The 25,874-nt window shown below is 54.0% G+C and carries 17 protein-coding genes; 13 read left to right on the forward strand and 4 right to left on the reverse strand.

Features of this window, described 5'->3' with window-relative positions:
* Window positions 1-157: 157 nt before the first annotated feature.
* Window positions 158-802, forward strand: coding sequence for a hypothetical protein (locus tag HMPREF2609_RS09655; RefSeq protein WP_070536623.1), 645 nt, complete (start codon window positions 158-160; stop codon window positions 800-802).
* 121 nt (window positions 803-923) lie between these two features.
* On the opposite strand, the gene HMPREF2609_RS09660 is transcribed toward HMPREF2609_RS09655, so the two are convergent.
* Together HMPREF2609_RS09660 and HMPREF2609_RS09665 are read right to left on the reverse strand one after the other, a co-directional pair.
* Window positions 924-1,406 (reverse strand): hypothetical protein, encoded by a 483-nt coding sequence (locus tag HMPREF2609_RS09660; protein ID WP_070536624.1) that lies wholly within the window; start codon window positions 1,404-1,406, stop codon window positions 924-926.
* Window positions 1,407-1,571: 165 nt separating this feature from the next.
* The gene (locus HMPREF2609_RS09665; protein ID WP_070536626.1) at window positions 1,572-3,434 is read right to left on the reverse strand and encodes an alpha,alpha-phosphotrehalase; all 1,863 of its coding nucleotides are present in this window, start codon (window positions 3,432-3,434) and stop codon (window positions 1,572-1,574) included.
* 375 nt (window positions 3,435-3,809) lie between these two features.
* Between HMPREF2609_RS09665 and ilvD the strand changes: the two genes are divergently transcribed.
* On the forward strand, window positions 3,810-5,654 hold the full coding sequence (ilvD, locus tag HMPREF2609_RS09670; protein WP_070536628.1) for a dihydroxy-acid dehydratase: 1,845 nt from the start codon (window positions 3,810-3,812) through the stop codon (window positions 5,652-5,654).
* A gap of 109 nt (window positions 5,655-5,763) precedes the next feature.
* Here the strand turns inward: ilvD and HMPREF2609_RS09675 are convergent, their stop codons facing one another.
* Entirely contained in the window at window positions 5,764-6,060 is a 297-nt protein-coding gene (locus tag HMPREF2609_RS09675; protein WP_070450863.1) for a putative quinol monooxygenase, read from the reverse strand.
* Between the two features lie 269 nt (window positions 6,061-6,329).
* Here HMPREF2609_RS09675 and HMPREF2609_RS09680 point away from each other — a divergent pair, with 269 nt between their 5' ends.
* The gene (locus HMPREF2609_RS09680) at window positions 6,330-7,526 is read left to right on the forward strand and encodes an RNase H family protein (protein WP_048753412.1); all 1,197 of its coding nucleotides are present in this window, start codon (window positions 6,330-6,332) and stop codon (window positions 7,524-7,526) included.
* A gap of 256 nt (window positions 7,527-7,782) precedes the next feature.
* Here HMPREF2609_RS09680 and cls read toward each other — a convergent pair whose 3' ends face one another.
* Window positions 7,783-9,261, reverse strand: coding sequence for a cardiolipin synthase (cls, locus tag HMPREF2609_RS09685; RefSeq protein WP_013398413.1), 1,479 nt, complete (start codon window positions 9,259-9,261; stop codon window positions 7,783-7,785).
* 109 nt (window positions 9,262-9,370) lie between these two features.
* Here cls and HMPREF2609_RS09690 point away from each other — a divergent pair, with 109 nt between their 5' ends.
* The 10 genes from HMPREF2609_RS09690 to HMPREF2609_RS09735 all read left to right on the forward strand — a co-directional run bounded on the left by HMPREF2609_RS09690 (window position 9,371) and on the right by HMPREF2609_RS09735 (window position 25,732).
* A complete protein-coding gene (locus HMPREF2609_RS09690; RefSeq protein WP_246825646.1) occupies window positions 9,371-10,042 on the forward strand; it encodes a TetR/AcrR family transcriptional regulator in 672 nt (223 codons plus the stop codon).
* 2 nt (window positions 10,043-10,044) lie between these two features.
* Window positions 10,045-11,811 carry an MDR family MFS transporter gene (locus HMPREF2609_RS09695; protein ID WP_070536632.1) on the forward strand — a complete coding sequence of 589 codons (1,767 nt, stop codon included), beginning with the start codon at window positions 10,045-10,047 and terminating at the stop codon, window positions 11,809-11,811.
* Window positions 11,812-11,950: 139 nt separating this feature from the next.
* Window positions 11,951-12,904 carry a phosphoglycerate dehydrogenase gene (locus HMPREF2609_RS09700; protein ID WP_070536634.1) on the forward strand — a complete coding sequence of 318 codons (954 nt, stop codon included), beginning with the start codon at window positions 11,951-11,953 and terminating at the stop codon, window positions 12,902-12,904.
* Window positions 12,905-13,432: 528 nt separating this feature from the next.
* Entirely contained in the window at window positions 13,433-14,428 is a 996-nt protein-coding gene (locus HMPREF2609_RS09705) for an ABC transporter permease (protein ID WP_070536636.1), read from the forward strand.
* Window positions 14,425-15,498, forward strand: a complete 1,074-nt coding sequence (locus tag HMPREF2609_RS09710; protein ID WP_070536638.1) for an ABC transporter permease — start codon at window positions 14,425-14,427, stop codon at window positions 15,496-15,498. The genes HMPREF2609_RS09705 and HMPREF2609_RS09710 overlap by 4 nt, the downstream gene beginning before the upstream one ends.
* Window positions 15,499-15,503: 5 nt before the next feature.
* The gene (locus tag HMPREF2609_RS09715; protein ID WP_070536640.1) at window positions 15,504-17,618 is read left to right on the forward strand and encodes an ABC transporter ATP-binding protein; all 2,115 of its coding nucleotides are present in this window, start codon (window positions 15,504-15,506) and stop codon (window positions 17,616-17,618) included.
* Between the two features lie 241 nt (window positions 17,619-17,859).
* On the forward strand, window positions 17,860-19,575 hold the full coding sequence (locus HMPREF2609_RS09720; protein WP_070520685.1) for an ABC transporter family substrate-binding protein: 1,716 nt from the start codon (window positions 17,860-17,862) through the stop codon (window positions 19,573-19,575).
* A gap of 383 nt (window positions 19,576-19,958) precedes the next feature.
* Window positions 19,959-21,677, forward strand: coding sequence for an ABC transporter family substrate-binding protein (locus tag HMPREF2609_RS09725; protein ID WP_004006527.1), 1,719 nt, complete (start codon window positions 19,959-19,961; stop codon window positions 21,675-21,677).
* A gap of 359 nt (window positions 21,678-22,036) precedes the next feature.
* A complete protein-coding gene (locus tag HMPREF2609_RS09730; protein ID WP_004006528.1) occupies window positions 22,037-23,755 on the forward strand; it encodes an ABC transporter family substrate-binding protein in 1,719 nt (572 codons plus the stop codon).
* A 261-nt stretch (window positions 23,756-24,016) separates the two neighbouring features.
* Entirely contained in the window at window positions 24,017-25,732 is a 1,716-nt protein-coding gene (locus tag HMPREF2609_RS09735) for an ABC transporter family substrate-binding protein (RefSeq protein ID WP_004006529.1), read from the forward strand.
* Window positions 25,733-25,874: the final 142 nt, after the last annotated feature.

The raw sequence follows: 25,874 nt of genomic DNA on the forward strand, positions 1-25,874 counted from the left end.
TCGAGCGCGTGAGATTTGTTTGGAGCAAAGCGGTTTTGTTTTCCCAGAGAACGATAATAGTCCATACCGGGAAAGTAAGGAGTAATTTTACAGACGTACCAGATTATCTTATTGTCAATTCTTGCGATAAAAATGAATGAAGAAAGGAAAATTTATCATGGAAGATTTTCAGCCTTCTAAAATGTCAAACGGTCTTAAAGCATATCTGTCGAAGAGTAGTCAGAAGAATGATCCAGACAACTTTAAGGAACAACGCATAAAACCTCTTGGTCTCGTGCAGTTTTTACTAAGCCTAGTTGCTATGGGTATCATGTTTTTTGCATCCTTATATAGTTCCACGAACATATATGTCTCTATTGCTATTATGTTTGTTGTTGCAATAATAGTTATTGGCGTAACTTTAATTTATTTTAATACATATGTAATGATAACCCGAAGCTTTGTTGAAACATGTACCTTCAAAGGGCATAAAAATAAGATTGAATATAAGAACATTACGGGATATAACGTCTATGATGACGGTTATGAAACCGGAATTGTCCTGCAGGGGAGCGGCAAAATAGTCAATAATGGGCGAGATATAAACTCTGTGCAGGCATCAAGCGTATGCGCCAACCTGGCCTATCTCCAAGCCCAGCTAACCTTCCGCATCCTGAATAACCGTTGGGCTAAGGCCTACTCTGAAGAGGATCAGAAACTACTTTTCGACTACATTGACTCGGGCCGGGCGCAAGAAGTGTGCATGTCCCGCGGCGGTACCGTCTTTTCCAATGCGCAGGACGACCCTGCGCCTACGCACTAATTCTTCCGGGCGCATAAAAAGAGCCTTGATGATGAATAAAGAGTTGGAAATCCCGCTTTATTCATCATCAAGGCTCTTTTGACGGTTTGACGGTCGGAGAAACTGGAAAGGGGAGAGGAGCCTAAACGACCGGGAGTTCCGTGAGGGAGAGGCCTACCCGCAGGTCACCGAGCGCATCCGTCAGGTATTCGATGCCAGCCTCTAGGGAATCCAGCACATCCTCGCCCGCGCTAGAGACCACCACCGACGTCACGATGCGCCAGCCCGCCTTACCGTTCGATGGCACGCTGAACCTGCCTAACCCAACAGCTTGTGCTCCCTCATGGATCCCGGCGAGCGCCACCTTGCCCCGCCCGGATGCGGGCACCACGCCCACCGTAACCCCGCCCGCATAGTAGGGGCGCGCAAACCCCAGAACCGGGTCAATCGCGTGCCCGTCGGCGGAATCGTCATGAGTGAGGGAGCCCAAGAAGGTGCGTACTGCATCCAAAATCTGCCGTTGGGATGCGCCGCCCGGCACCTGCGCCACATCAATCCGCACGCTCAGAAGCGAGTCAAGGTCGGCACGTTGGAAGGTTTCGGAGGGCATGTAATCAAAACTCATGCTCCCACTTTAACTGCGTTTTAAACCGCGAGCAGGTCATTTTTTGCCGAAAAGGTAGGATTTTCCTACCTGCTCGGAACAAAAAACCACCTGCTCGTGCATGTAACCATACCTGTAAATGCCCATGTAACCGCGCGTGGGTAACCGAGCAATTAATCTGGCGAGCTAAGAAGAAACGATGGGCTCTTCCACGATCAAAGCCAACGATTCGTAGGGGCGCAGCGTAACCTCAACCTCGCGGGGATCGGAGCCGGAAACACCGCTAACCTGACTGAGCGGATTCTTGTAATTACACAAAAGCACCCGTGCAGACTGCACTTCCGCTGGAACTCGTGAGCCTTCACTGCCAGCGACTGCGTCCAGAACCTCGCCCGGCATGAACTCGGCAGGAACACGCACCGCCGTCTCGTCCCCAAAGAAATTATTGAGCACCAACAGCCGCGTGCGCGTGCCTTTAGCGATATGTTCACGCAGGTACCCGAAGACCCGCTCATGGTCGAGCGCATAGGGCGCATAACTGCCTTCAGAAATCACCGGGTACTGCCCGCGCAGGCGAATCAGCTCGCGATAGTACGGCAAAATCACCCCGTCACGTTCCTCATCCGCCACCGAAATACCCGCGCCGGTTGCCGCATCCACACTGGGCGCGGGCGCCAGCCAGGGGATGGCGGTACCAAATCCAACCGCGCCGCGTTCCCCACCAGAACCAGACTCCCACTGCATGGGAACACGCGAATTATCCCGTGCCTTGGCGCGCACAACCTCAAGCGCCTCGCCCTCCGAGAGACCCCGCGCACGCAGGGTCTTAAAAGCGTTATGAGCCTCAACATCCACGTAGTCGTCAATCGAAGAATACACCGGGTCAATCATGCCGATCTCTTCGCCCTGATAAATATATGGAGTGCCGCGCAGCAGGTGAATCACGGTCGCCAGCATGGTCGCAGATTCCGCCCGATACCGTTGAACGTCACCAAAACGGTTGAGTGCACGCGGCTGATCATGATTATTCCAAAACAGCGCATTCCACCCGCCGCCCGCCTGCATGCCCAGCGCCCAATCGTTGAGCAGACCCTTCAGCTCAGCAAAGCGGAACGGCACCTTCGACCACTTCTCGCCGTCCTCATAATCCACCTTCAGATGGTGAAAACTAAACACCATGTCGAGCTCGCGGTTCTCAGGGTTGGAATAGCCCACGCAGTTCTCAATGCTCGTCGAAGACATTTCACCCACGGTCACGGTATCCCCATACCACCCGAACGATGCGCGGTTCAGCTCCCGCAGATGCGTATGCACGATGGGCGTGTCGGTATACAGGGTCTTATCGATAACCCCGGCGGGCGCATCCTCAAGCTCTTCGGACTTGCCGATCACATTAATGACATCGAAGCGGAACCCGCGAACACCCTTGTCATACCAGAAATTAACGACCTTATAGAGTTCCTCACGCACGGCGGGGTTATACCAGTTCAGATCAGCCTGTGTGACGTCGTAAAGGTGCAGATAGTACAGCGGTGCCCCCGATTCGTCCCGATAAACCTCACCCGCCGTATCGGTGAAAGGCTCCCAAGCCGAACCGCCAAATTTCGACCCCCAGTTCGTGGGCGGAACCACCGTGCCGTCAGGCTGAACCCGCCCCGGGCGAAGATAGAAATAATCCCAGTACTCGCGCTCGCCCGCCTGCGCCCGCCTAAACCACTCATGCTCGGTCGAAACATGGTTGAGCACCATATCGAACATGACCCCGATGCCGTGCTCCCCAAACGCGGCGATCATCTCTTCAACGTCCTCCATCGTGCCCAGCTCGGGGTTAATGGCGTAGTAGTCGGAAATATCGTAGCCGTTATCGTGCTGGGGCGAGGCGAAGAACGGGTTGAACCACACCATACCCACCCCCAGCGATGCCACATAGGGTACCTTCTCTATAATGCCGCGAATATCGCCGGTTGGCCGCCCGTGCGCGGAATAAAATGACTTCGGGTAGATTTGGTAGATCACGGTGCTTCGGAACGAGGCGGGGGAGTGAGGCATCTATACATCCAATGGAGAAGATAACGGGGGTTGCCGTGCGAGTCTTCGTGCGCTTGTGTAGTGTTTGTTCGCTAGCTGGCGCAAATCACGCGGAGGGAGTTCTTACCCCACCAGCATAGGGGGCATAATAGACTCATTCCACGCTGCACGGGGATATATTCTCAAGGGGGCAAATCTGCCGCAGATCCGGCATCCTTGCCCGCCCCGCGGCATAAGGTGCGCGCCGCATCCACACTCACCCTTCGGCGTGCCACAGGCACAGCTCATGACCAAGCATCACGGCATGCCAACATATGAAACCAAAGTAACCCTTCGATGATTGGGCGCACGCCTGCGCGTAGAATCTATAGATGCATCACAACGGAAGGTAAAGACATGCCCGAATTACGCTCACGCACCTCAACTCACGGTCGGAATATGGCGGGTGCCCGTGCTCTATGGCGCGCAACCGGCATGGGTGATGATGATTTCGGCAAACCGATTATTGCGATTGCCAACTCTTACACCCAGTTCGTGCCCGGTCACGTGCACCTGAAAAATATGGGCGACCTGGTGGCTGGCGCTATTCGTGAGGCTGGCGGTGTGGCGAAAGAATTCAACACCATCGCGGTTGATGACGGCATTGCGATGGGCCACGACGGCATGCTCTATTCCCTGCCCTCACGCGACCTCATCGCCGACTCGGTCGAATACATGGTGAACGCTCACCGCGCGGATGCGCTCGTATGTATCTCGAACTGTGACAAGATCACCCCCGGTATGCTCTTGGCGGCGATGCGCCTGAATATCCCCACAATTTTCGTGTCGGGCGGCCCTATGGAATCCGGCGAGGGCGTTGAAGGCGTTGTGGAGCACCGCCTGGATCTGGTGGATGCGATGGTCATGGCGGTGGACGATTCCGTGAGCGATACCGCGCTCGCCCAGATCGAGAAGAACGCCTGCCCCACGTGTGGTTCCTGTGCGGGCATGTTTACCGCAAACTCCATGAACTGCCTGAACGAGGCGATCGGTCTGGCACTGCCCGGCAACGGTACCACGCTTGCGACCCAGATCGCGCGTAAAGAGCTGTTTTTACAGGCGGGTAAGCGCATCGTTGGCCTGGCGAAGCGCTACTACGAGCAGGATGACGAGTCCGTTCTGCCGCGCTCTATTGCCACCAAGGAAGCCTTCGAAAACGCTATGGCGTTGGATGTGGCTATGGGCGGTTCCACCAATACCGTGCTGCATATTCTGGCGATTGCCCACGAGGCGCAGGTTGATTTCACCCTGGACGATATCGACCGTATTTCGCGCCATGTGCCCTGTCTGGCGAAGGTTGCACCGAACTCTACGAAGTATCACATTGAGCATGTGCACCGTGCGGGCGGTATCCCTGCGCTGCTGGGTGAGCTGGACCGTGCCGGGCTATTAAACAAGAACGTTCATTCTGTTCATGCTGATTCCTTGGATGAATGGCTTGGCGAGTGGGATATCCGTTCCGGTACCGCGAGCGAGCAGGCTCAAGAACTGTATCTTGCCGCACCCGGCGGGGTGCGCACCACGCAGGCGTTCTCGACCGCGAACAAGTACGAATCGCATGAGACGGACGCCGAAAACGGGTGCATTCGCGCCGTGGAGCATGCCTACACGAAAGACGGCGGTCTGGCGGTTTTGCGCGGCAATATCGCCCAGAACGGCGCGATCATCAAGTCCGCCGGTATTGATGAAGAACTCTTCCACTTCGTGGGTAAGGCATTTGTGGTTGAGTCGCAGGATGAAGCCGTGTTTGAGATTCTGTCGAAGCACGTGAAACCCGGCGATATTGTGGTGATTCAGTATGAGGGTCCGAAGGGCGGCCCCGGCATGCAGGAGATGCTGTACCCCACCTCGTACCTGAAAGGTCTGGGCTTGGGCAAAAGCTGCGCGCTCATTACCGACGGGCGTTTCTCGGGCGGTACTTCGGGCATTTCGATTGGCCACGTTTCGCCGGAGGCTGCCGCCGGTGGTGCTATCGGCCTGCTGGAAACCGGCGACGAGATCGAGATCGACGTACACAACCGCATCCTGCGGGCGAATGTGCCGGACGAGGTTTTGGAGGCGCGGCGCAAGGCGAAGGGCGCCCTCCCGTGGAAGCCCACCAAGCCGCGCGAACGTCAAGTCTCGAATGCGCTGAAGGTTTACGGGATGCTGGCCGCCTCTGCCGATAAGGGCGGGGTGCGCATCCTCCCGGAGGGAATCTAATCGCCTACTGACCGAGCATAAAAAGAGCCTTTATTTGAATAAAGCGGCGAAAAACCCTCTTTATTCAAATAAAGGCTCTTTTTAGCAGAGGAGAACAGGGGGAGTAGAGTTACATCTCGAAGATGCGCACATCCAGCTCTGCGGCGAGCAGCGGCTCCCAGGTTTTCACAGCGGTGCCGAAATGCTCAGTCGCCATATGCGCTTCGAGCGCCTGCTGTGACTCCCAACGCTCAATGAACGCGAAGGCGCGCGGCTCACCCGCAGGGGTCTCACCGGCGGCGGGGCCGAAATCGTAGCTGATATTGCCCGCATCCTTGCGCGATGCATCGACGAGGGCGGGGACGGATGCCAGGAATTCTTCAACGTGCTCGGGCTTGACCGAAACACCTGCATAAACACCGATCATGGTGTGCTCCTTCTCAAGGTTAGATATACCGGATAACTCCAACCCTACACCGTCGCACAGATGCGCGCCAGAGCGGGGCAGAACCTCTCATTCACCGCGCATAATCCCCGCCAAGAAACGGTTTTAGCTTCCCTTTTTAAGGTTCTTCGCTGACTGTAAAATAACCTGTTCAACGTTTGCGCACAGACACCGGCGGGCATATAAAAGATAGTGGAACAATTCCTCACTACACGAAAGAAGGAGACTATGCGGCAAGGGGGTGTACACACGTGGGATTCTCACCGGCTCATATTAAACGGTGCACCCTAACCTGGGAGGCGCCCGACTACAGCACCTCGTACCCAGCGGGCTATACAACTCGGGGCGTGGCTGTGATTGCAGTTGCCGAATACACCCGTAAAACCAAGGGGTACTGTTACAGCACCCTCACGGCTCTCGTCTATATTTCGCGTGAAAACGGTGAGCGCATTGTCATCAACCAGGAACCGGTGGTTGAATCGTGTATGCATTCGCTTCTTGACCCGTGCGATGTGGTGCACCCGAAGACTTTGGGGCGCATTGTGCTTAATGCCTGGGATGTTATTCCTTCGGATTACACGCACCACCTGGTGACGGTTGCTGCCGACCGGCACGATTTGAAGCTTCTTTTTCGTAATTGTGAGCAGCTTAAGAAGGCGATGGAGTACCGGGCATTTGAGAAGGTGCTTGACCCTTACGATAACCATTCGCTGGGTGAGGTGCATGTGCGCCTTGCCGGTACGGATGCCGCCGAGACGATGCGCTATTTTCAGGATCGTGCCGAGCAGCTGACCGAGCAGATGATCGCTGATACGTTGGCAGAGGTTCCCGAAAATCAGCTCGTGGACTATAACGTGTTTACCGATTGTTCCTTTCGCGCCACCCACAATAAGAAGTATTTGCGCGGTGGGCGCATGGGCATTGCCGGGGTGAGCGAGGACGGCTTTTACTTCCACACCCACTATGATGCCGTGAATATTATGACCGGTGAGCTTTCGGCGATGCTCGCGGCGTTTCACGTGTTTTATCACGGCGGTCGCCGCCTGATTATTAACACTGATTCCTTGGGCGCGCTGACTTTTCTTCTTCGGCTGGCGCACAGCCGTTGGGCTTTCGATTATTGGGTGCGTGAGGGCGTGCAGGATGCCCGGGTTATCGCCGAGATGGAACAGCTGACTGCGGCTATTCGGGCGCATCGGGTGATTGTGAAGCATGTGCCGGGCCATACCGGGCACGGTCTGCAGGAGAGCAGCGATTCGGTGTCGAAGATGCACCGCCATTTTCCGGGGCAGATCGTGGATAAGCGGCATACGGTTGAGTTCAACCGCCGGTGCGAGTCGATTATCACGGCTCTGTCGGGGTGCAAGAAGGCCGTGCGGCTGCCCAGTCCGGAGTGGCTGCAGATTAAACCCTCGGCGATACACGCGGGAAATCGCATGTGGCGATAGGCTATATACTATATTTTTGGGTAGAAATGGACGACGCGCGATGCGTCCGCGACGGGTGCGGGCGATCGTGCGTTTTCTGCATTCGCGGGGAAAACATCGCGGATATGGCGAATCGGTATAAAACCCCATGTCAGCTGGTCTTTCAGAGGCGGCAGAAGGTGCACTTGCACACGGTCATCACCACAGCCGCAGGTACCGCTTCGAGAGTGCGGTCATGCCGAACTCCCTCATGTTAAGGGCGTTTCCAGACCACGTTTTACAGGAGTGATGACCAGAGTCGGCAGATATTTTCGGTGACCTTAATGCGCTGCGGGCGTGAGGACCACGGGCCGTAACGCAGTTCCGTGCAGATACTTTCGTAGGTTCGCGCAACGTCGGCGAGCGCATCCACCATAGCGGGGTCTGCGATAAAGGTTGATACTTCGAGGTTGAGCGAGAATGAGCGGGGGTCCATATTTGATGAGCCGATAAACGCCATTTCGTCATCTACGTACATGAACTTGGAATGCAGTACTGTGGGGCTGGGGTATTGCAGAATGCGTACCCCGGATTGCAGCAGCGTCTCGTAGTAGGAGCGCTGCGCCATATTGGGGAGGAACTGGTCGCCTTTTTCGCAGACGATCACGGTGGTTTCGATGCCCGAGAATGCTGCGTTGGTGAGTGCCTGCAGCAGGGTTTCGTCGGGTACAAAGTAGGGTGAGCAGATGGTGATGCGTTTTTCTGCGTTGTAGATCATGTAGTTGATTAGGCGCAGGTTGTTTTCCGTCTCGAACCCGGGGCCGGAGGGAACTACTTGGGCGCGCATCGATCCTGGAACGTAGGGGATTTTCGCCTCAATTTCTTCGAGGATCAGCTGGTTTGTTTCGGAGTACCAATCGGAGACGAATACCGCGTTGAGCTCTTCGACGATGGGACCGGTGCATGAGAAGGTGAGGTCTTTCCACTCCAGACCTTTACGCACGTTTTCTTTGAGGTCGTAGGAGCGGTGAATGGCGTTTTGCGAGCCTGAGAAAGCCACTGCGCCGTCTATCACGAGGACTTTGCGGTGGTTGCGAAGGTCGGGGCGCTGCCATTGCAGTCGCCAGGGTTTGATGGGCAGCATCAGGCGCCATTCGATACCCGATTCGTTGAGCATTTTTGTCAGCTGCCGGTATGAGGGATATTTGCGCGAGCCGATATGGTCGATGAGCACACGCACCCGCACGCCACGTTTTTGGGCGGCGAAGAGGGCATCCCAGAGTACTTTGGAGGCTTCGTCGTAGGCGGTGATGTAGAACTCGAAGTGAACGTACCGCTGGGCTTTGTTGACTTCCTGCGCCATGATGCGCATGGCTTCGTGGTTGTCGTTATGCAGGGTGAAGGAGTTCCCGCCGACGAGGGGGAGCGAACCGAGCTTGTAGTTGAGTTGGCTGGCGACCAAGGTTGCTTCGTTGAGCCCGTCGGAGTCGGTGAGCTGCGGGGTGCCGCCGGTGGTCTCGCGGATCAGGTCGTTCATGGCGTGCTGCCGGGCTCGCCGGTATTGCGGAAGATGAGAAGACCCGAAAATTAGGAAGGCTAGGAACCCGATGAACGGGATGAAGAAGATAGCCATGAGCCAGCCGAGTGCGACCACGGGCTTGCGGTTGTAGGGCAGCCAGAATAGGGACAGCACACGGATGCTCAGGTCTGCGAAGAACAGAATAATCCTGAGCCAATCGGGTAGGAAGTCGAGGTATCCGGGGGAAAAAAAGTTCACCCTATTATTATGCCTAGTATCTTGTCTTCTGTGGGGGAGAGACAGGACACGCTGCGTCGCCTGCATAGTGCAGTTGTGCAAAAAATGCAGAAATGCAATAATTGCAGTTATGCAAAAATCTGAGCCGAGTCGCACCGAGACAAGCCTGCGTGAACGCCGCCGCGAACGCACCTGGGCGAACATTCACGAAACCGCCCTGCGCTTAGCCCGCCAGCACGGCATGCGCGGCAGTACCGTCGAAGATATCGCGGCGGAAGCCGGAATCTCGCCCCGCACCTTCTTCAACTACTTCGGAACCAAAGAGGATGCGGTGCTCGGCCTGCGCGCCCCCGCCATCACCGACGAGCTGCTCGCCAGCGACCGGGCGCACGAAAACGACAACCTCATCGTGCGTATCACCCATCTGCTGCTGTACATCGTGCGGCACAGCTTCAACTTTGCCAATCACGCAAAATTCCGGGAGCGCATCGACGAATTCCCCGAATTTAGGCACCGGCTGAAGGTACACCATATCAACTGCGAACAGGTGCTCATTGACTATCTCAATACCGTCGATTGGGATGCCTTCAACGCCGCAGGAAGGCGCGGCCCTTTGATAACCCGCCCCGAAAATATGCCGCTGACAGAAACTGCCGAAGAACGCACCCGTGCCACGGTCCAGCTCGCATCCGCGGTGCTGCGGCAGCTGCACTTCGCCAAGGATATTGCCGACGAAGACGAGGTCGAGCGGCGCATCCACAACACCGTCAAAACTTTTCAAGCCCTGCTGAAGGAAAACTAGGAATGACGTCGCACTCAGACAAAACCGCTGAAGCCACCACGGCTGAAGCTAAAAAACATCAAATAGCGCTCATGTTCTCCGGCTTGGTCATCGTGATGCTCATGTCGGCACTGAACCAAACCATCCTCGCACCCTCACTGCCGACCATTGTGGGCGAACTGCATGGCGTGGAGCATATGAGCTGGGTAATTGCCACCTTCATCTTGCTCTCCACCATCACCATGCCGGTGTACGGCAAACTCTCCGACCAGTTCGGGCGTAAACCCTTCCTGATTTTTGCCATCCTCTCCTTCATGACGGGATCTATCATCGGCGCGCTCGCTCCCGATATGACCTGGCTGATCGTCGCCCGCGCGCTCCAGGGAGTCGGCGGTGGCGGTCTCATGATTCTCTCCCAATCCGTGGTCGCAGACGTGATCCCCGCCCGCGAACGCGGTAAATACATGGGTATTATCGGCGGCGTCTTCGCCTTCTCCTCGGTCGCCGGGCCGCTCATTGGCGGGTGGATCACTGAGGGGCCCGGCTGGCGTTGGGCATTCTGGCTTAACCTGCCGCTTGCCGTACTCTCAATCTTCGCCGTCATTTTCCTGCTCCCGCACACCGCGCTCAAAGACCGCGAAAAGCGGCAGATAGACTACCTGGGCAGCATTATTCTCATGGCAGGAACCAGCGCGCTCGTGCTCGCCACCATCTGGGGCGGCAACCAGTACGCCTGGAACTCCCCGCAGATTATTGGGCTTCTCATCGCATCCGTCGTCGCGGCCCTGATCTTCATCCCGGTTGAAAACCGAGCCGCAGAGCCGATCATGCCCATGTACCTCTTCACCAACCGCAACTTCCTGCTCACCCTGGGCGCCTCTCTCGCCCTCGGTGTTGCCATGTTCGGTGCCGTCGAGTACATCCCCACCTACCTGCAAATGTCCCTGGGCGTGAGCGCAACCGTGGCGGGTCTGCTCATGATTCCCCTCATGGGCGCCCTGCTCGTGGTCTCCATTATTACCGGACGGCTGGTCTCCGCACGCGGCAAATACAAGGCATATGTGGTCACCGGTACCGCACTCGTGGCGCTCGGGCTCTACCTCATCTCCACCATCACCCCGAGCACCCCCACCTGGATCTTCTGCAGCTACATGGCGGTCATGGGCGCGGGCCTGGGCATGTCGATGCAGTTCCTCACCCTCATCGTGCAAAACGCTTTCCCCGTCACCGTCGTAGGAACCGCCACCGCAGCCAACAACTTCTTCCGCCAGGTCGGCTCAACCGTGGGTGCATCGCTCGTGGGTGGTCTGTTTACCTCACGCCTGAGCAGCCTGCTCAGTGAACGCATGCCCGCGCAAGCAGTAGCCTCGGCAGGGGAACACGGAACCTCCTCCCTGACTCCCGAGCTCGTCAGCCGGATTCCTGAGCCGATTCACGGCATTATCGTGAACGCCTACAATGATGCCCTGATTCCGCTTTTCCTCTACCTGGCACCACTCGGGCTAATCTCCGCGATTCTGCTTCTCTTCATCCGTGAGGATGCGCTCGCCACCACCATCGAAACGCACACTACTACCGATGTGGCGCGTTCGGCAACGGGTGCCATTGAGGTCATCACGCCCGAAATGGCGGCGAAAGATGCCGAATGTCTGAAGAAGATGCAGGGTGAATCGCATACCGTGATCGACCCGGAACTTGCCGATAGTGCATCCGATGCACCGGCTGAAACCGAGCATCAAGCTCAGGATCTAGAGGACACCGGCGAACCTTCGCGCGGCACCAAGCCCTAACGGCTTTCTTAGGTAACCCTATACAGTTATTCCCCTCGCACGCTATGCTGGAGGGGAATAACTGTTAACCCCCTCACACGGGTGCGGGTTGCCTTCGTTGCTGAACACCAGTCCGCATGCGCCATCTACAGGAGGACCCATGAAGATTCTGATCCCTACTTCAATTACGCTCGACGAAGAGAAACTAGGGCTTGAACCCGGCGATACCGTGCGGCACTACAACCCCACGGAACCTATCGCCGAGGAGGATACCGATGCCGAGGTCCTGATTGCTTGGGCGAATACCGCCGATCAGCTCGCGGATTCCGCCCGCCGCATGAAAAATGTGGGGCTTATTCAGGCGCTTCTTGCGGGACCGGATGCGGTGCGCGCGGCAGGCTTCACCCCAGATGCCGCCATCTGTGCAGGTGTGGGTCTGCACTCGAAGACCGTTGCGGAACATGCACTCGCGCTGACCCTGAACTTCGTGCGCTTCTTGCCGACGTTGGCGCAGGCGACGGTCGAGCATCGTTGGGCTGAGGAGCTAGGTGGCGCGCAGGAACTTCATCCGAAAGACCAGGTCACAACCCTGCTTGATGCCAATGTGCTTGTGTGGGGATTCGGCTCGATTGGCCAAGAGACCGCGCGGCTCTTCAAGGCTTTCGGCGCGAACGTAACCGGCGTTGCACAGAGCGCGGGGGAGCGCTCCGGATTCCCGGTGATTGCGACCGAACAAATCGATGAATACCTGCCAACTACGGATATTCTCGTGATGGTGCTTCCCACCAGCGATTCGACCTTCAAAGCGCTCGATGCCCATAAGCTGCAGCTGCTGCCCAAGCGCGCCTACCTGATTAACGTCGGGCGCGGTACCACTGTTGATGAGGATGCACTCGTCGCCGCCCTAAACTCCGGCTCGATTGCGGGTGCGGCACTGGACGTGACGGCAACCGAACCGCTCCCCTCCGATTCTCCCCTGTGGGATGCGAAGAATATCGTGATCACCCCGCATGCCGCCGGTGGTCGCCCCGTAAATCCGGAGGAACTGATCGCCCACAATATTCGTGCCTTCCGCACCGGTGCTGCTGCGAGCGAGTACCGTAACCGGTTCTAGAATTTTCACGAACGTAGAAAGTCACGTGTAAAAGAGATACATTCTCACCCCGTATCCTGTGATGCCATTCATAAATCACAGGATACGGGGTGCTTTTTGGTATGAAATTCATAAAATTTTTTTGCCCTAAATCCCGAAAATATAAGTTAGGGCCTACTTATTTTAGATGTTGGTTTTGCTCCTGTTTACATGGTTTTTCGTGGATTTTTTGGGGTCTGGAGAGGGTTTGAGGCGTTCTGGAAAAATATGACGCCACAAATCTTCGGTGTGTGTAAATCTTTCGTAACTTTTTGCCGAACCTTATTTTGATAGCGATACCGGGGATGCCGCCTCTAAACTCCTCGCAACACCCCGCAAAATGGTGCTTGTCGGCTGATTTTAAGGCGATGTGGGTTTGGTGGATACCCGAATGTAAATATAAGATAAAGGAACTACGCTTCTAGTGACTATAGTCACTGGATTATCCGATGACGGAAGCTATTACACACATGCCTACGAAACCAAAATATCTAGGAGGGGAACCGCCCCATGTTTAGGTACATCCTCCGGAGGTCGCTCACTTACCTCGTGATGGTTTTCTTAACCACGACTATGGGTTATTTTGCGGCTGTTACCACTCTAAAACCTGCCCTTTTGGAGCAGGAAAAGGTACCGCGCCCCTCGCCTGAGCAGGTGAACCGCACCCTCGCATCCCTTGGGTTAGACCCCGAAATGAGTGCGTGGGACCGATACATTCAATGGCTGACGAATGTTGTCACCAAATTTGATTGGGGACGCAGCCCAAACAGCGCATATATCAATCAGGAATTCGGTCAGCGTCTGTGGGTTTCTACCAGATTGATGCTCGCGGCGACTATTTTGACCATTATCATCGGTGTGGCGCTGGGCGTTTACTCGGCAGCGCGTCAGTACAAGTTTTCCGACCGGGTTATTACCGGTTATTCCTATCTCGTCTACATTATTCCCGCCCCCGTGGCATACTTCGTGGTGCAGCAGGGAGCGACCGCCATTAACAACATCGTGGTTGAAAACGGTGGCGAAAAGATTTTCTATGTGACCGGTATTTCGACGCCCGGTGTTACAGGCTTCTGGGATACCACCATAGATATGGCGGCGCACTATGTGGTGCCGACCTTCTGTATGACGATTTTCGGATGGGCCAGCTATCAGATTGCCCAGCGGCAATACCTGCTCGATAACGTGAACGCAGACTTCGTGCGTACCGCTCGCGCGAAAGGACTCACCCGTAACCAGGCGATTACCCGCCACGCTCTGCGTGTGTCCTTCATCCCGGTGGCACAGTCGATTGCGTACACCATTCCCACCATCTTTGCGGGTGCCTTCTTCGCGGAGTCCGTGTTTGCATGGCCCGGCATCGGTAAATGGTCTATTGACGCGATCGGCCAGCAGGATGTGAACGCTGCGACCGCTACTCTCGCCTACGGTTCCGTGCTGTTCGCCATCGGTGCCATTATCGCCGATATCGCGACCACGATCGTCGACCCCCGAGTGAGGATCTCATGAGCCAGGTAACTGAAACAAGCACGGTACCTGTCGTGCAGAATGGTGATTTTAAAGTTCTCAACAAGAACGTGATTATCCTCCGCCGCTTCTTGCGCAACAAGGCTGCGGTGTTCGGGCTTATCGTCTTTATCTGTGTGGGGCTTTTCGGGTACTTCGGCAAATATGTTTCTAAGTACTCCGCAACCGAATCTGACTTTATGACCCTCGGCGGTGAAGGCCCCTCCGCAGAGCATTGGTTTGGCACCACCGTGGGCGGTAACGATCTCTTCGCCATGATGAGCGAAGCCGTATGGACCTCAATGGAAATCGGCCTGGTCGTGGGTATCGCCACCGTCATTATCTCCGCGATCTACGGTTGCGTAATGGCGTACTTTGGTGGCTGGATCGACAGGGTTATGCTCTTCCTCTTGGAGACCATGATTATGGTTCCCTCTCTGCTGATTTTGGCGATTTTCATCAACGGTCAGATCGGTAAGCAGATTCAGAAGACCGTTCCCACGTGGATTGTGCTCTCCTCTGTGCTGATTGTATTCGGCTGGATGGGACCTGCCCGTGTGATTCGTGCGATGGCGCAATCCCTGATTGGGCGCGATTACGTGAAGGCAGCACGTTACATGGGCGTACATCCCTTCAAGATTGTGCTGCGGCACCTCGTACCGAATATCGGCTCGATGCTCGTTCTGAACTTCACGACCGGCATCATGATCGCTGTGCTCTCTGAGGTAGCGTACTCCTTTATCGGCATTGGTATTACCTACCCGAACTACTCGCTGGGGTCGTTGATCTCCGATGCTGCACAGCAGCTTAATACCCTGCCGCATATGTTCTGGTTCCCCGTTATCTTCTTCTTCCTGCTGGTGGGGCCGCTCTCGCTCATGAATGATGGCCTGCGCGATGCCTTCGACCCGACTTCCATGTCGGTCGGTAAGATCAAGAAGTCAAAGAAACCTAAGAGCCAGAAATCGGTATCTAAGGTCGAAGACGTGGAGGCTCAGGAAGCCGACGCTGCAGCACCATCAACCGACCCCAATCCCGATGCTCAGGCATCCGCCCAGAATGAGGAGGCATAAAACTCATGAGCACTTCTCCCGTTCTGAGTGTTAAAGACCTGCACGTTAGCTTCAATACCGAAAACGGTGTTGTACATGCGGTGCGCGGCGTCGATTTTGACCTTTACGCCGGTAAAACCCTGGGTATCGTTGGCGAATCCGGTTCGGGTAAATCCGTGGCATCTATGGCGATTATGGGGCTTCACCCTACGACCGCCGATATTACCGGGTCTATCACATACAACGGCACCGAACTGCTGGGTCTGAGCGATAAGGAAATGTGCCAGTACCGCGGCAAGCACATCTCCATGATCTTCCAGGATCCGCTGTCTTCGCTGACTCCGGTGTACACTATCGGGGATCAGATTGCCGAAGTCCTCAAAATCCACAATAAGGGTATGAGCAAGCAGGCGATTAAAGATCGCTCTATCGAACTCATGCGCTTAGTGGGTATTCCTTCCCCAGCCGACCGTCTGCGTTCTTTCCCGCATGAGTTCTCCGGCGGTATGCGCCAGCGCATCATGATCGCAATGGCGATTGCCAACGATCCGCGCGTGCTTATTGCGGATGAGCCTACTACCGCGCTTGACGTCACCATTCAGGCGCAGGTGCTTGAGGTTATGGATAAGGCGCAGGATGAAACCGGTGCGGCAACTATCATGATTACCCACGACTTGGGTGTTGTCGCTGGTATGGCTGATGACATTCTGGTGATGTACGCGGGTAAACCGGTAGAAATTGCTAAGGCTGAAGACCTTTACAAGTACCCCAGCCATCCCTACACGATTGGCCTGTTGGGTGCGGTTCCCCGCGTGGATCGCTCGCAGAAGACCTCTTTGGTGCCCATTGAGGGTACTCCGCCGAATCTGCTGTACCCGGTGGATCACTGCTCGTTCCGTGAGCGTTGCCCCGTCGCCAAAAACGGCGGTCAATGCTGCAAGGACGATGCCGGTGAGCCCGAGCTCGCTCCGCTCAAGGGCGCTGGTGAGGGTCACTACTCCTCCTGCACTATCTCGCAGGAACTCATCAGTAAGACGGCCGAAGAACTCTATACCGTTCCTGAAACTCCCGTTTCGAAGTTTGAAAGCATTCCGCGCGAAGATCGCGCGCCGGTGCTTGAAGTGCGCAACGTGAAGAAGCATTTCCCGCTCATGAAGGGTTCCCTCATGAAGCGCCGCGTGGGCACCGTGAAGGCCGTGGACGGCGTATCTTTCGATATTCGTGAGGGTGAGTGCTTCTCAATCGTGGGCGAATCCGGGTGTGGTAAAACCACCACGCTGCTGGAAATTATGGAGTTCAGCAAGAAAACCGATGGCGAGATTCTGATTAACGGCGTCTCTACGCAGGATCATAAATCTGTCAGTGAGATTCTTGAACTGCGCAAGAACCAACAGATGGTTTTCCAAGACCCCACGGGCGCCCTCGACCCGCGCTTTACCGTCTACGAGATTCTTGCTGAGCCCCTGGAAAACCAGGGCATGAAGCGTCCGGACATTAAAAAGCGTGTGGTTGAGCTGATGAAGATCGTGGGTCTGCAGCCCGATCACGTGAACCGCTTCCCGAACCAGTTCTCGGGCGGTCAGCGCCAGCGTATTGGTATTGCCCGCGCGCTTGCCGTGAACCCGAAACTTGTGGTGCTGGACGAGCCTGTCTCGGCGTTGGATGTCTCCGTTCAGGCGGGCGTGATTAACCTGCTTGAGGAACTCCGGGCGAGCTTGGGTCTGAGTTACCTGATGGTGGCGCACGACCTCGCCGTGATTCGCCACGCTTCTGACCGGGTTGCGGTTATGTACCTGGGGCGCATCGTCGAGATTGGTCACGTGGATCAGGTCTTTGATAACCCGATTCACCCGTACACCAAGGCTTTGCTTTCGGCTATTCCCGTGCCAGACCCGGAGGTTGAGGCTAAGCGCCAGCGCATCATGCTGGATGGCGACCTGCCCACCCCGGTTAATGCACCGGTAGGATGCGGTTTCTCCAGCAGGTGCCCCATCTTCAAGCTGCTTCCTGAGGATAAGCAGAAGCGGTGCCTGGAGGAAAAGCCCGAGGTTATCACGCTTGACGGCGAAGACCACGGTTATGCTTGCTACTACCCGGATGGTGCAGACCTTCCCGATGTAGCGCTAGAGTCGGTTTCGTAGAACCGCATGTGTGTTGCGGGGGTGATTTTCATAGGAGAGTCACCCCCGCAACGTTTTAAAGAGCTAAAAATTTATATTATGCGATAAAGCGAAATAGTGATATGAATTACCAATATTTGAGATTGCAGGAAATAAATTCTCGCTCTGTAATTCCATGAATACAATTAAGGTGTATCAAACGCCGCTACCACGGGCGGTAGCGCTAGACTGTGCGTTTGTCGGTGATAGAAAGAATACGCTCGTGAAAGCTCACTCCACTCTGAACCGCCGCACCCTGTTCGCAGGTGGTGCTGCGCTGGGCACCGCTGGTATGCTTGCGGCTTGTTCCGGCAAGAACAGTGGTTCCGGTTCTACTCAGGCTGCAGCAACGGCAGGTGCGAATATCGCAGACCTCGTGAAAATTAATAAGCAGGATGTTTCTGCCCTCAAATCCGGCGGAAAGCTGCGTCTGGCGGTCACCAGTTTGGGACCAAATTTCAACCCTCTGCATACTCAGGGCGCCGTTGGCGATAATGCTCGTGCTATCTCTTCGTATAATTCTTTGCTCACGAGTGGTCTGTGGCAGCAAGATTACGAAGGTAAAACTTCACCTAACCCCGACTTCTGTACCGAGTTCACCTCCGCAATGGAGAACGGCAAACAGGTTTTGCATATCACGTTGAATGAAAAGGCAAAATTCAACGATGGTACCCCGCTCGATATTGAAGCTCTGAGAGCGACTCATAAAGTTCTTTCAGACAACAAGACTTATCAGATTCAGAGCACGGGTTTGTACCCAAATATTGAGTCTATTGAAGAAGACGGCAGCGCAACCCGCGTGAAGGTCACGATGTCGAAGCCTTCATACCCTATTGCCAGCCTCTTCAGCTATGTGGTGCATCCGAAAATGACGGATACCGATTTCTTTGCCAATGGTCTAGTGGATAAGCCGAATTCCGATTATGCGGCAGGGCCGTTTAAGGTTGCCGAAGGCGGCTGGAACTCAACCGAGAAAACGCTGACCGTCACACGAAATGACAAATGGTGGGGCGAAAAACCGGTTCTCGAATCCATTACGTTCCGTCTGCTCGATACCCCTGCGCAGCGTTCTGCCTTTGCCAATGGCGAGCTTGACGCCGTAAACGCTAATGTCGTGAGCGTATACAAGGAACTCGAAAATGTTAAGAATGCCGAGTTCCGCCAGGGCCAACGCCTCTTTGCAGGCGGTGTGGTGATGAACCCCGTCAAAGTCGATACTCCGCTTCGCCGCGCCATTATGGTGGGCTTGGATCGTAAGGCGCTTTCCGATACTCGCTTTAAGGGTTTGCCGTTCAACGAGGCCCTGCCCGGATCGAGGATCCATATGCCGTTCTCGGAGTACTATGCCGATAGTATGCCGCAGGCAGCCGATCGGAAGGCTGCGGCCGCTAAGATTCTTGAAGAGGCCGGATACGCTAAAAGCGGCGATTTCTATGAAAAGGATGGAAAACGCGCGAAAGTAGTGGTGAACAACTTTAGCGAGGATAACACCATAAAATCTCTGGCACGTTTCCTCTCTCAGCAGCTTCGTGATCTGGGCATTGAGAGCGATGTCGATCAGCAGCCTGTTAGTAACTTGGGTAAGGTGATGTCTGCCAAGGAGCACGAACTGAGCTTCATTGGGTACAGTGTAAACAGCGACGATGGTACTGAAGGCACCAAGCAGTTCTACTCCCGCGAAGACAACGATGGGGCTGGTTCCGAAGAGATTGACGCCATGATTGAAGAGCTCTTCTCCATTGAGGATGCTAAAGAACGTAACCTCAAGTGCAACGAGATCGAGAAGAAGCATATGGAGGAATTTGCTACGAGCAGCGTCTTCTACAACGGTCCACAAATCGTATGCTGCCAGAAGAACCTGGCGAACTACGGTGCGTTTCTCTTTGATGATCCGCAGTACAACCCTTCGGCGTGGTCGCGTATTGGGTTCACTGGCTAGTTGGACGGGCTTATAGCCCCTAGAAATTAGGGGAGCGTTCTACAAATATGTATAAGGCGCATCCTACATTCCCTCGCGGGGGAGTGGGGATGCGCCTTGTCTGTGCTCTCATAGCCACACATGATATTCAGTAAATATCCTGGATTGTCGTAAGTTATGCTCATTATTGCCTGAAAGTAGGGAAATATCTGCTCAAAGATTGCGTAAATATGCATGAAAATATGTAATCTACAACACATTATCGCTGTTTCTCTTAACTTTCGCATGAAGTTCGGTGTATGGTTCTGGATATGGATAATTTATGCATAATACTGCATAAGTTATCTCAAAGCCTTTGAAACACCAAGCCCATCGCAGGGCGCATACACGTAAGGAAACACATCATGAGCATCAGCAAAACCCCAGCAGCGTTCATTCCTCATGCACTGACTCGCCGGTCTCTGCTGGGCGTAGCTGCGGCAGCTGGAACCGTCGGTGTGCTTTCCGCATGTGGCGGCGGCGCGAAGGACGGAAAAACTACCGCTCCCGGGCAGGGTGCAAACCTTAAAGACCTCTACGACATCAATGCTCACGAGGTTTCTGAGCTGAAACAGGGCGGAACCCTGCGGCTGCCGGTCGGGTCGATGGGGCCAGATTTCAACCCCCGGACTACGTCGGGCAATATGACCGATACCCAGACCATCATGAGCACTATTCATGATGCAGGCTTGTGGACCCTAGACTTTGACGGTACTACGACCCTCAGGAAAGAATATGCTCAGTCTTTTACCCCCGGCAAAGAGGGTGAGAAGGTTATCGTCAAGATCGTGCTGAATCCCCAGGCCAAGTTCAACGACGGAACGCCTATTGATGTGAAAGCCCTGCAGGCCACCTGGAAAACTCAGCAAAAGGCTGACGGGGAATACAATATTGTGACCTCGGATATTTATGGATACGTTGAAAGCGTGGAAGCCGAAGAAGATAACTTCCACGTAAAGGTGACATTCTCGAAGCCTTTCTACCCCTTGAACGCCCTATTCACCTTTATTCTGCATCCGGCGCTGGAAGATCCTAAGGTCTTCAATGAGGGCTTTGTGGATAATCTGCATCCCGAGTGGGGCTGTGGACCCTTCACGATCAAAGACGGCGGTTTTAACTCCTCCGAGAAGACCATTACGGTGGTGCCGAACGATAAATGGTGGGGTGATAAGCCCGTGCTGGAGAAGATTATCTTCCGGCAGATGGATGAACCAGCGAAGAAAGCGGCCTTCAAGAATGACGAAATTGATGCTGCGGCTGCCGGAACCGCCTCTGCCTACTCCGAGTTTAAGGCGGTGGCAGGCACGGAACTCCACAAGGGAGTGCGCCTGCATGTTTCCGGTATCGATGTGAACCCCCGGCGGGTCAAGGATGCCGCCGTGCGGAAGGCTATTTTCTATGGGCTTGATCGGGAAGCCCTCGCCAAGATTCGGTACCAGGGCTTGCCCTATGAAGAAGAGATACCCGGATCGATGCTCCACATGCCGTTCTCGGAGTACTATCAGGATGCATTCCCCAAGGTAGAGGGCAGTCCCAAAGACGCCATCAAGAAGGTGCTTGAGGACGCCGGATACACTAAAGACGGCGAGTTCTACGCGAAAGATGGGCAGCAGATTCACTATAAGATCGTGATCTTTGGCGACGATCCTGTTGATAAGGGTATGGCTCAGACCTTTACGCGGAATATGAAAGAAGCCGGGCTCAATATTGAGGTCGATCAGCATCCCGAAGGCGATTTCGGTCGGGTCTTGGGCAACTGGGAGTACGACATTACGTTCGCGGGGTACGAGGCGAATAACCCCGATGCTACGGTCGCCACTCAACAGTTCTTCCACTCGTCCAATAGCGACGGTATCGGCAGCCCTGAGATCGACGCCATGATTGATGAAATGCTTCTGATTGAGGACGATAAGGAGCGGAACCTCAAATGCGACGAGATCGAGAAGAAGCATACCGCCGAACTTGCCTTCTTAGGATGCGCCGCTAACGGTCCTCACTACGTCTTTACGAAGAAGGGTCTCGCTAACTATGGTGCGTTCCTGTTCAAGACCATCGACTGGACTAAGGTTGGTTGGGTGAAGTAGTTTTGCTCGCTCTCTGACGGATGGTGTGGGTGTTATGCACATTTGCACTCACCCTAACCCGGCGAGCAGATAATATTTTGTCGAGCAGATAACAACCCGCTATCTGCTCGACAAAATATTATCTGCTCGCGCTTTATCGCATTTGCGGATAAAAATTAGTTTTATTCTAAAAAAGCAAATATATGACGGGGAGAATCTACGGCTTTGTATGGTAGAAATTCCGTAGATTGGTAAGGCTCGAAAACTATTTGCGGTGGGGTAGGGGGTTCTGTACTATAAAAGCAACATTGTTGTATGTGCCTTGAATCATAGGTGATGTGTCACATCGTATAGACTCGAGGCAGTAAAGGAGAATCCTCATGAACGTTCAGAGAACCTTCAACCGCCGCACCCTGCTGACGGGCACTGTCGCCCTGGGAAGTGTTGGCTTACTGGCTGCGTGTGGCGGTTCAAAAGATGACAAGCTAAGCGGCAAAGCAGCTTCTAGCGCGGAAGAAGTTGTCAAGAATCTGCAGATTAACAAGCAAGACTACTCTTCACTGAAGAAGGGTGGCGAACTGAAACTTTCCGTAAGTGCTTTGGGCCCGGACTTCAACACCATGACTCAGAGCGGCTATACCACAGAGAACCTAGCAGCTTTTGGAGGCCCTTGTAACATACCAGCCGTTGTTGGTTTTTATAATACGGACCCTGCAGGCGAACGCTCTATCAACAAAGATTTCTGTTTGGAACACAAGATGGAGACTAAAGATGGGGTTCAGACCGTAGAATTCAAGATTAACCCTAAGGCTGTCTTTAATGACGGTACTCCTATTGACGTTGAAGCAGTCAAGGCATACTGGGAGATCTATAAGGGTGGCGGAGACTCAGGCTACAACATCATCCCCAACCCTTCATGGGAGCAGATGGAAAGTATTGAAGCTGTCGATGGTGACAAGTTCCATGTGAAGATTACTCTCTCAACTCCATACTATCTATCGGATGACCTGGGTACGTTTGCTACACATCCTGCTCTTGTCGATAAGAAGCTGTTCAACGATGGTTTTGTCGATAAGCCTATGGATCAATACTGGGCTGGTCCTTTTAAGGTAAGTAACTGGAACTCTTCTGAGAAGGTTATTACTTTGGCTCCGAACGATAAGTGGTGGGGCGAGAAGAAGCCATTGCTGGAGAAGATTATCTGGCGTCAGATGGGTATCGATTCTCTTCGGGCTGCGTTTAAGAACGGTGAACTGGATGCCGCAGGATTTACCGATGCTGCAACCTATAGCGCGGTTAAGGGGCAGAACGGTACTGAAATTCGTTCAGGTCAGAATACTGGTGTGCAGAACTTGCAGTTTAATGCTACTCGCGTTACAGATCTGGCGGTTCGCCGTGCTGCTTTTGCAGCGGTTGATCGTTCTCAACTAGCAGATGTTACCTTTAAGCAGGTTGGCTGGGAAGAACCAATGCCCGGGTCTATGCTCGCTATGCCTTTCCAGAAGGGATATGAGGATAACGTTCCGAAGGATTCGGGAGCAGATGCTGCCAAGAAGATTCTGGAAGAAGCAGGGTACACCAAGAGCGGTGACTTTTACCAGAAGGACGGTAAGACTGCAGGATTCTCGATTACTACTTTCGGTAGTGATACCGTCACCCAAGCAAAATTCCAGCGAATAGAGCAACAGCTTAAACAAGCCGGTATTAAAGTAACCAACGATAATCAGCCAGAGTCGAATTTTAACTCTGTCGTGGGTACGAAGAGTTACGATTGTACGCTTTCCGGTTGGGCTGTAGGCGCGAATATGGCAGATAGCCCCCAGTACTTCTACACCAAGGATATTAACAACGGTGTGGGTGACGACGAAATCGATAAGCTGATTGCTAAGATTTCGGCAACTGAATCTAAAGATGAGCAGATTAAGCTTGCCAATCAGGTAGAGAAGCTCCACATGGAAAAGGTTGCTATTTACTTGCCCTTCGCTAATGGTCCGAGCTACTCGGCTGTGAAGAGTAAGCTGGCAAACTACGGTCCTCGCTTGTTCCAGACAAGTTATACAGATGCTAATCTATGGGTCAATGTAGGCTGGCAGGAGTAGTCTTTAGCGGCTCATCAACGCGGGCACCTATTTCACATATATATCGTGAGGTAGGTGCCCTCATTGTGTTAATACCAGGTGTGTATTTTTCTAAAAGTTTCCTTAGAGCCTTCATAATATGTTTTGTATCATAGATGCGTCTCACAATGGGTTATACTAAAAGCATCTTTCACCCCTGGGATACCTCTAAATCCCCAGTGGGTGAGCATTTCTGGAAGGTAGCAGCGGCGCTTCTTCCTATCCACTCTTAAGGAGAAAATCATGAAAACACCTGTGTCGAGACGCAACTTGCTTATGGGAACAGTTGCCCTGGGAACTACAGGCCTGCTGGCTGCGTGCGGAGGCGGTAAATCCAATAAACCGGGCGGCACTGCCGCTACCGATTCTGCAGATGTCCTCTCGCGTGTGAACGTGAATAAACAAGAGTACTCTTCGCTGAAGAAGGGCGGCGAGCTGCGCCTCGTCGTTACATCATTGGGACCAAACTTTAATACCCTAACTCAGACCGGGTACACAAGCTCAAACCTGGATGCCATTAACGCCTGTAATATCCCCTCGGGTGCTGGCTTCTTCAATGTCGACTATAACGGAGACCTAAGCCTCAACTCGGATCTGTGCCTGGAACATAAGGCGGAAACCAAAGACGGTAAACAGATTATCCGCATGAAACTTAACCCCAAAGCAAAGTTTAACGACGGCACCCCAATGGATATTGAAGCGGTGCGCGCATGCTGGACTCTCTACGGAAAGACCACCGAAGAAACCGGGTACGAACTCCTCGAATCTGAAGCGTGGAAACTCGTTGAATCCATCGAAGAAGATGGTGATAAGTTCTCAGTCAAAATCACGACTAAGAGCCCGTACTATCCGGCAGAAAGCCTGTTTGCTACCGCAGTGCATCCGGCGCTGACCGATAAGGAACTCTTCAATCAGGGATTTGTGGATAAGCCTCTCGACCAGTATTGGGCAGGTCCGTACAAGGTCGCGGAAAATGGCTGGAATTCCGCAGAGAAGACTCTAACCCTTGTGCCAAACCCGAATTGGTGGGGCGAAAAGAAAGCCCTTCTGGACCGTATTGTGTGGCGTGAAATGACAACCGATGCTATTCGGGCGGCCTTCAAAAATGGTGATGTTGACGCTACTCAATTTGTCGAAAACAATACCTATACCGAGCTCAAGGGGCAGGCGGGTACCGATATCCGCGAGGGTCAGCGTACAGGAGTGCGCGGTGTGCACCTGAACCCCAAGCGTATTACTGACTTGGCTTTGCGCCGTGCGATCGCCGCAGCTTTAGACCGCGCTCAACTGGCGAACGTTATGTTTTCTCAGCTTGGCTGGAGCGAGCCGATGCCCGGCTCTATTGTCTTTATGCCTTTCCAAAGAGGGTACGAGGATAACTACCCCAAAGAAACCGGTGCCGGTGCCGCCAAGAAGATTCTGGAAGAAGCCGGTTATAAGCTCAATGGCGATATTTATGAGAAGGACGGCAAAAAAGCAGAATTCTCTATCACCTACTTCGGTGGTGAGGCCACGACTCAGGCCCTGGCACGTAGTTTTGCCGAGCAAATGTCGCGGGCTGGAATCAAGGTGAATACTGATAATCAGCCGGGTTCAAATTACACCTCGGTCATCGGCTCAAAATCTTACGAGGCGATACTAGGCGGTTTCGGCACCAGTCTTGACCCGGCAGAGTCGGCTGTTTCCCTCTACCATTCCGCCAATAACAACGGCGTGGGCGATCCCGAGATCGATAAGTTCTGTGAAGAGCTTCTGACCGTCGAATCGCGTGAAGAACAGCTCAAGATGACCAATAAACTTGAGAAGATGCACCTTGAAAAGGTCGTGATGTACCTTCCATACGCTAATGGTCCGGAATATTATGCCGTCAAGTCTAAGCTGGCTAACTATGGGCCGAGCCTTTTCAAAACGAGTTACACGAGCGCCGATTACTGGATGAACGTAGGCTGGCAGGAGTAGTCAATCTTGCAGCATTGTTGAGCCGAAGTGCCCCTGACCGATATGCGGTTGGGGGCACTTGCTTTTGCTGGGCTGTTTTCTGAAAGATACTAGTAGTCGCCAAGATGAAGCCCTTGAGGGTCTGTGCTGGTCCTACGCAATT

It is taken from the genome of Rothia sp. HMSC058E10 (assembly GCF_001809415.1).
Classification (GTDB): Bacteria; Actinomycetota; Actinomycetes; order Actinomycetales; family Micrococcaceae; genus Rothia; species Rothia dentocariosa.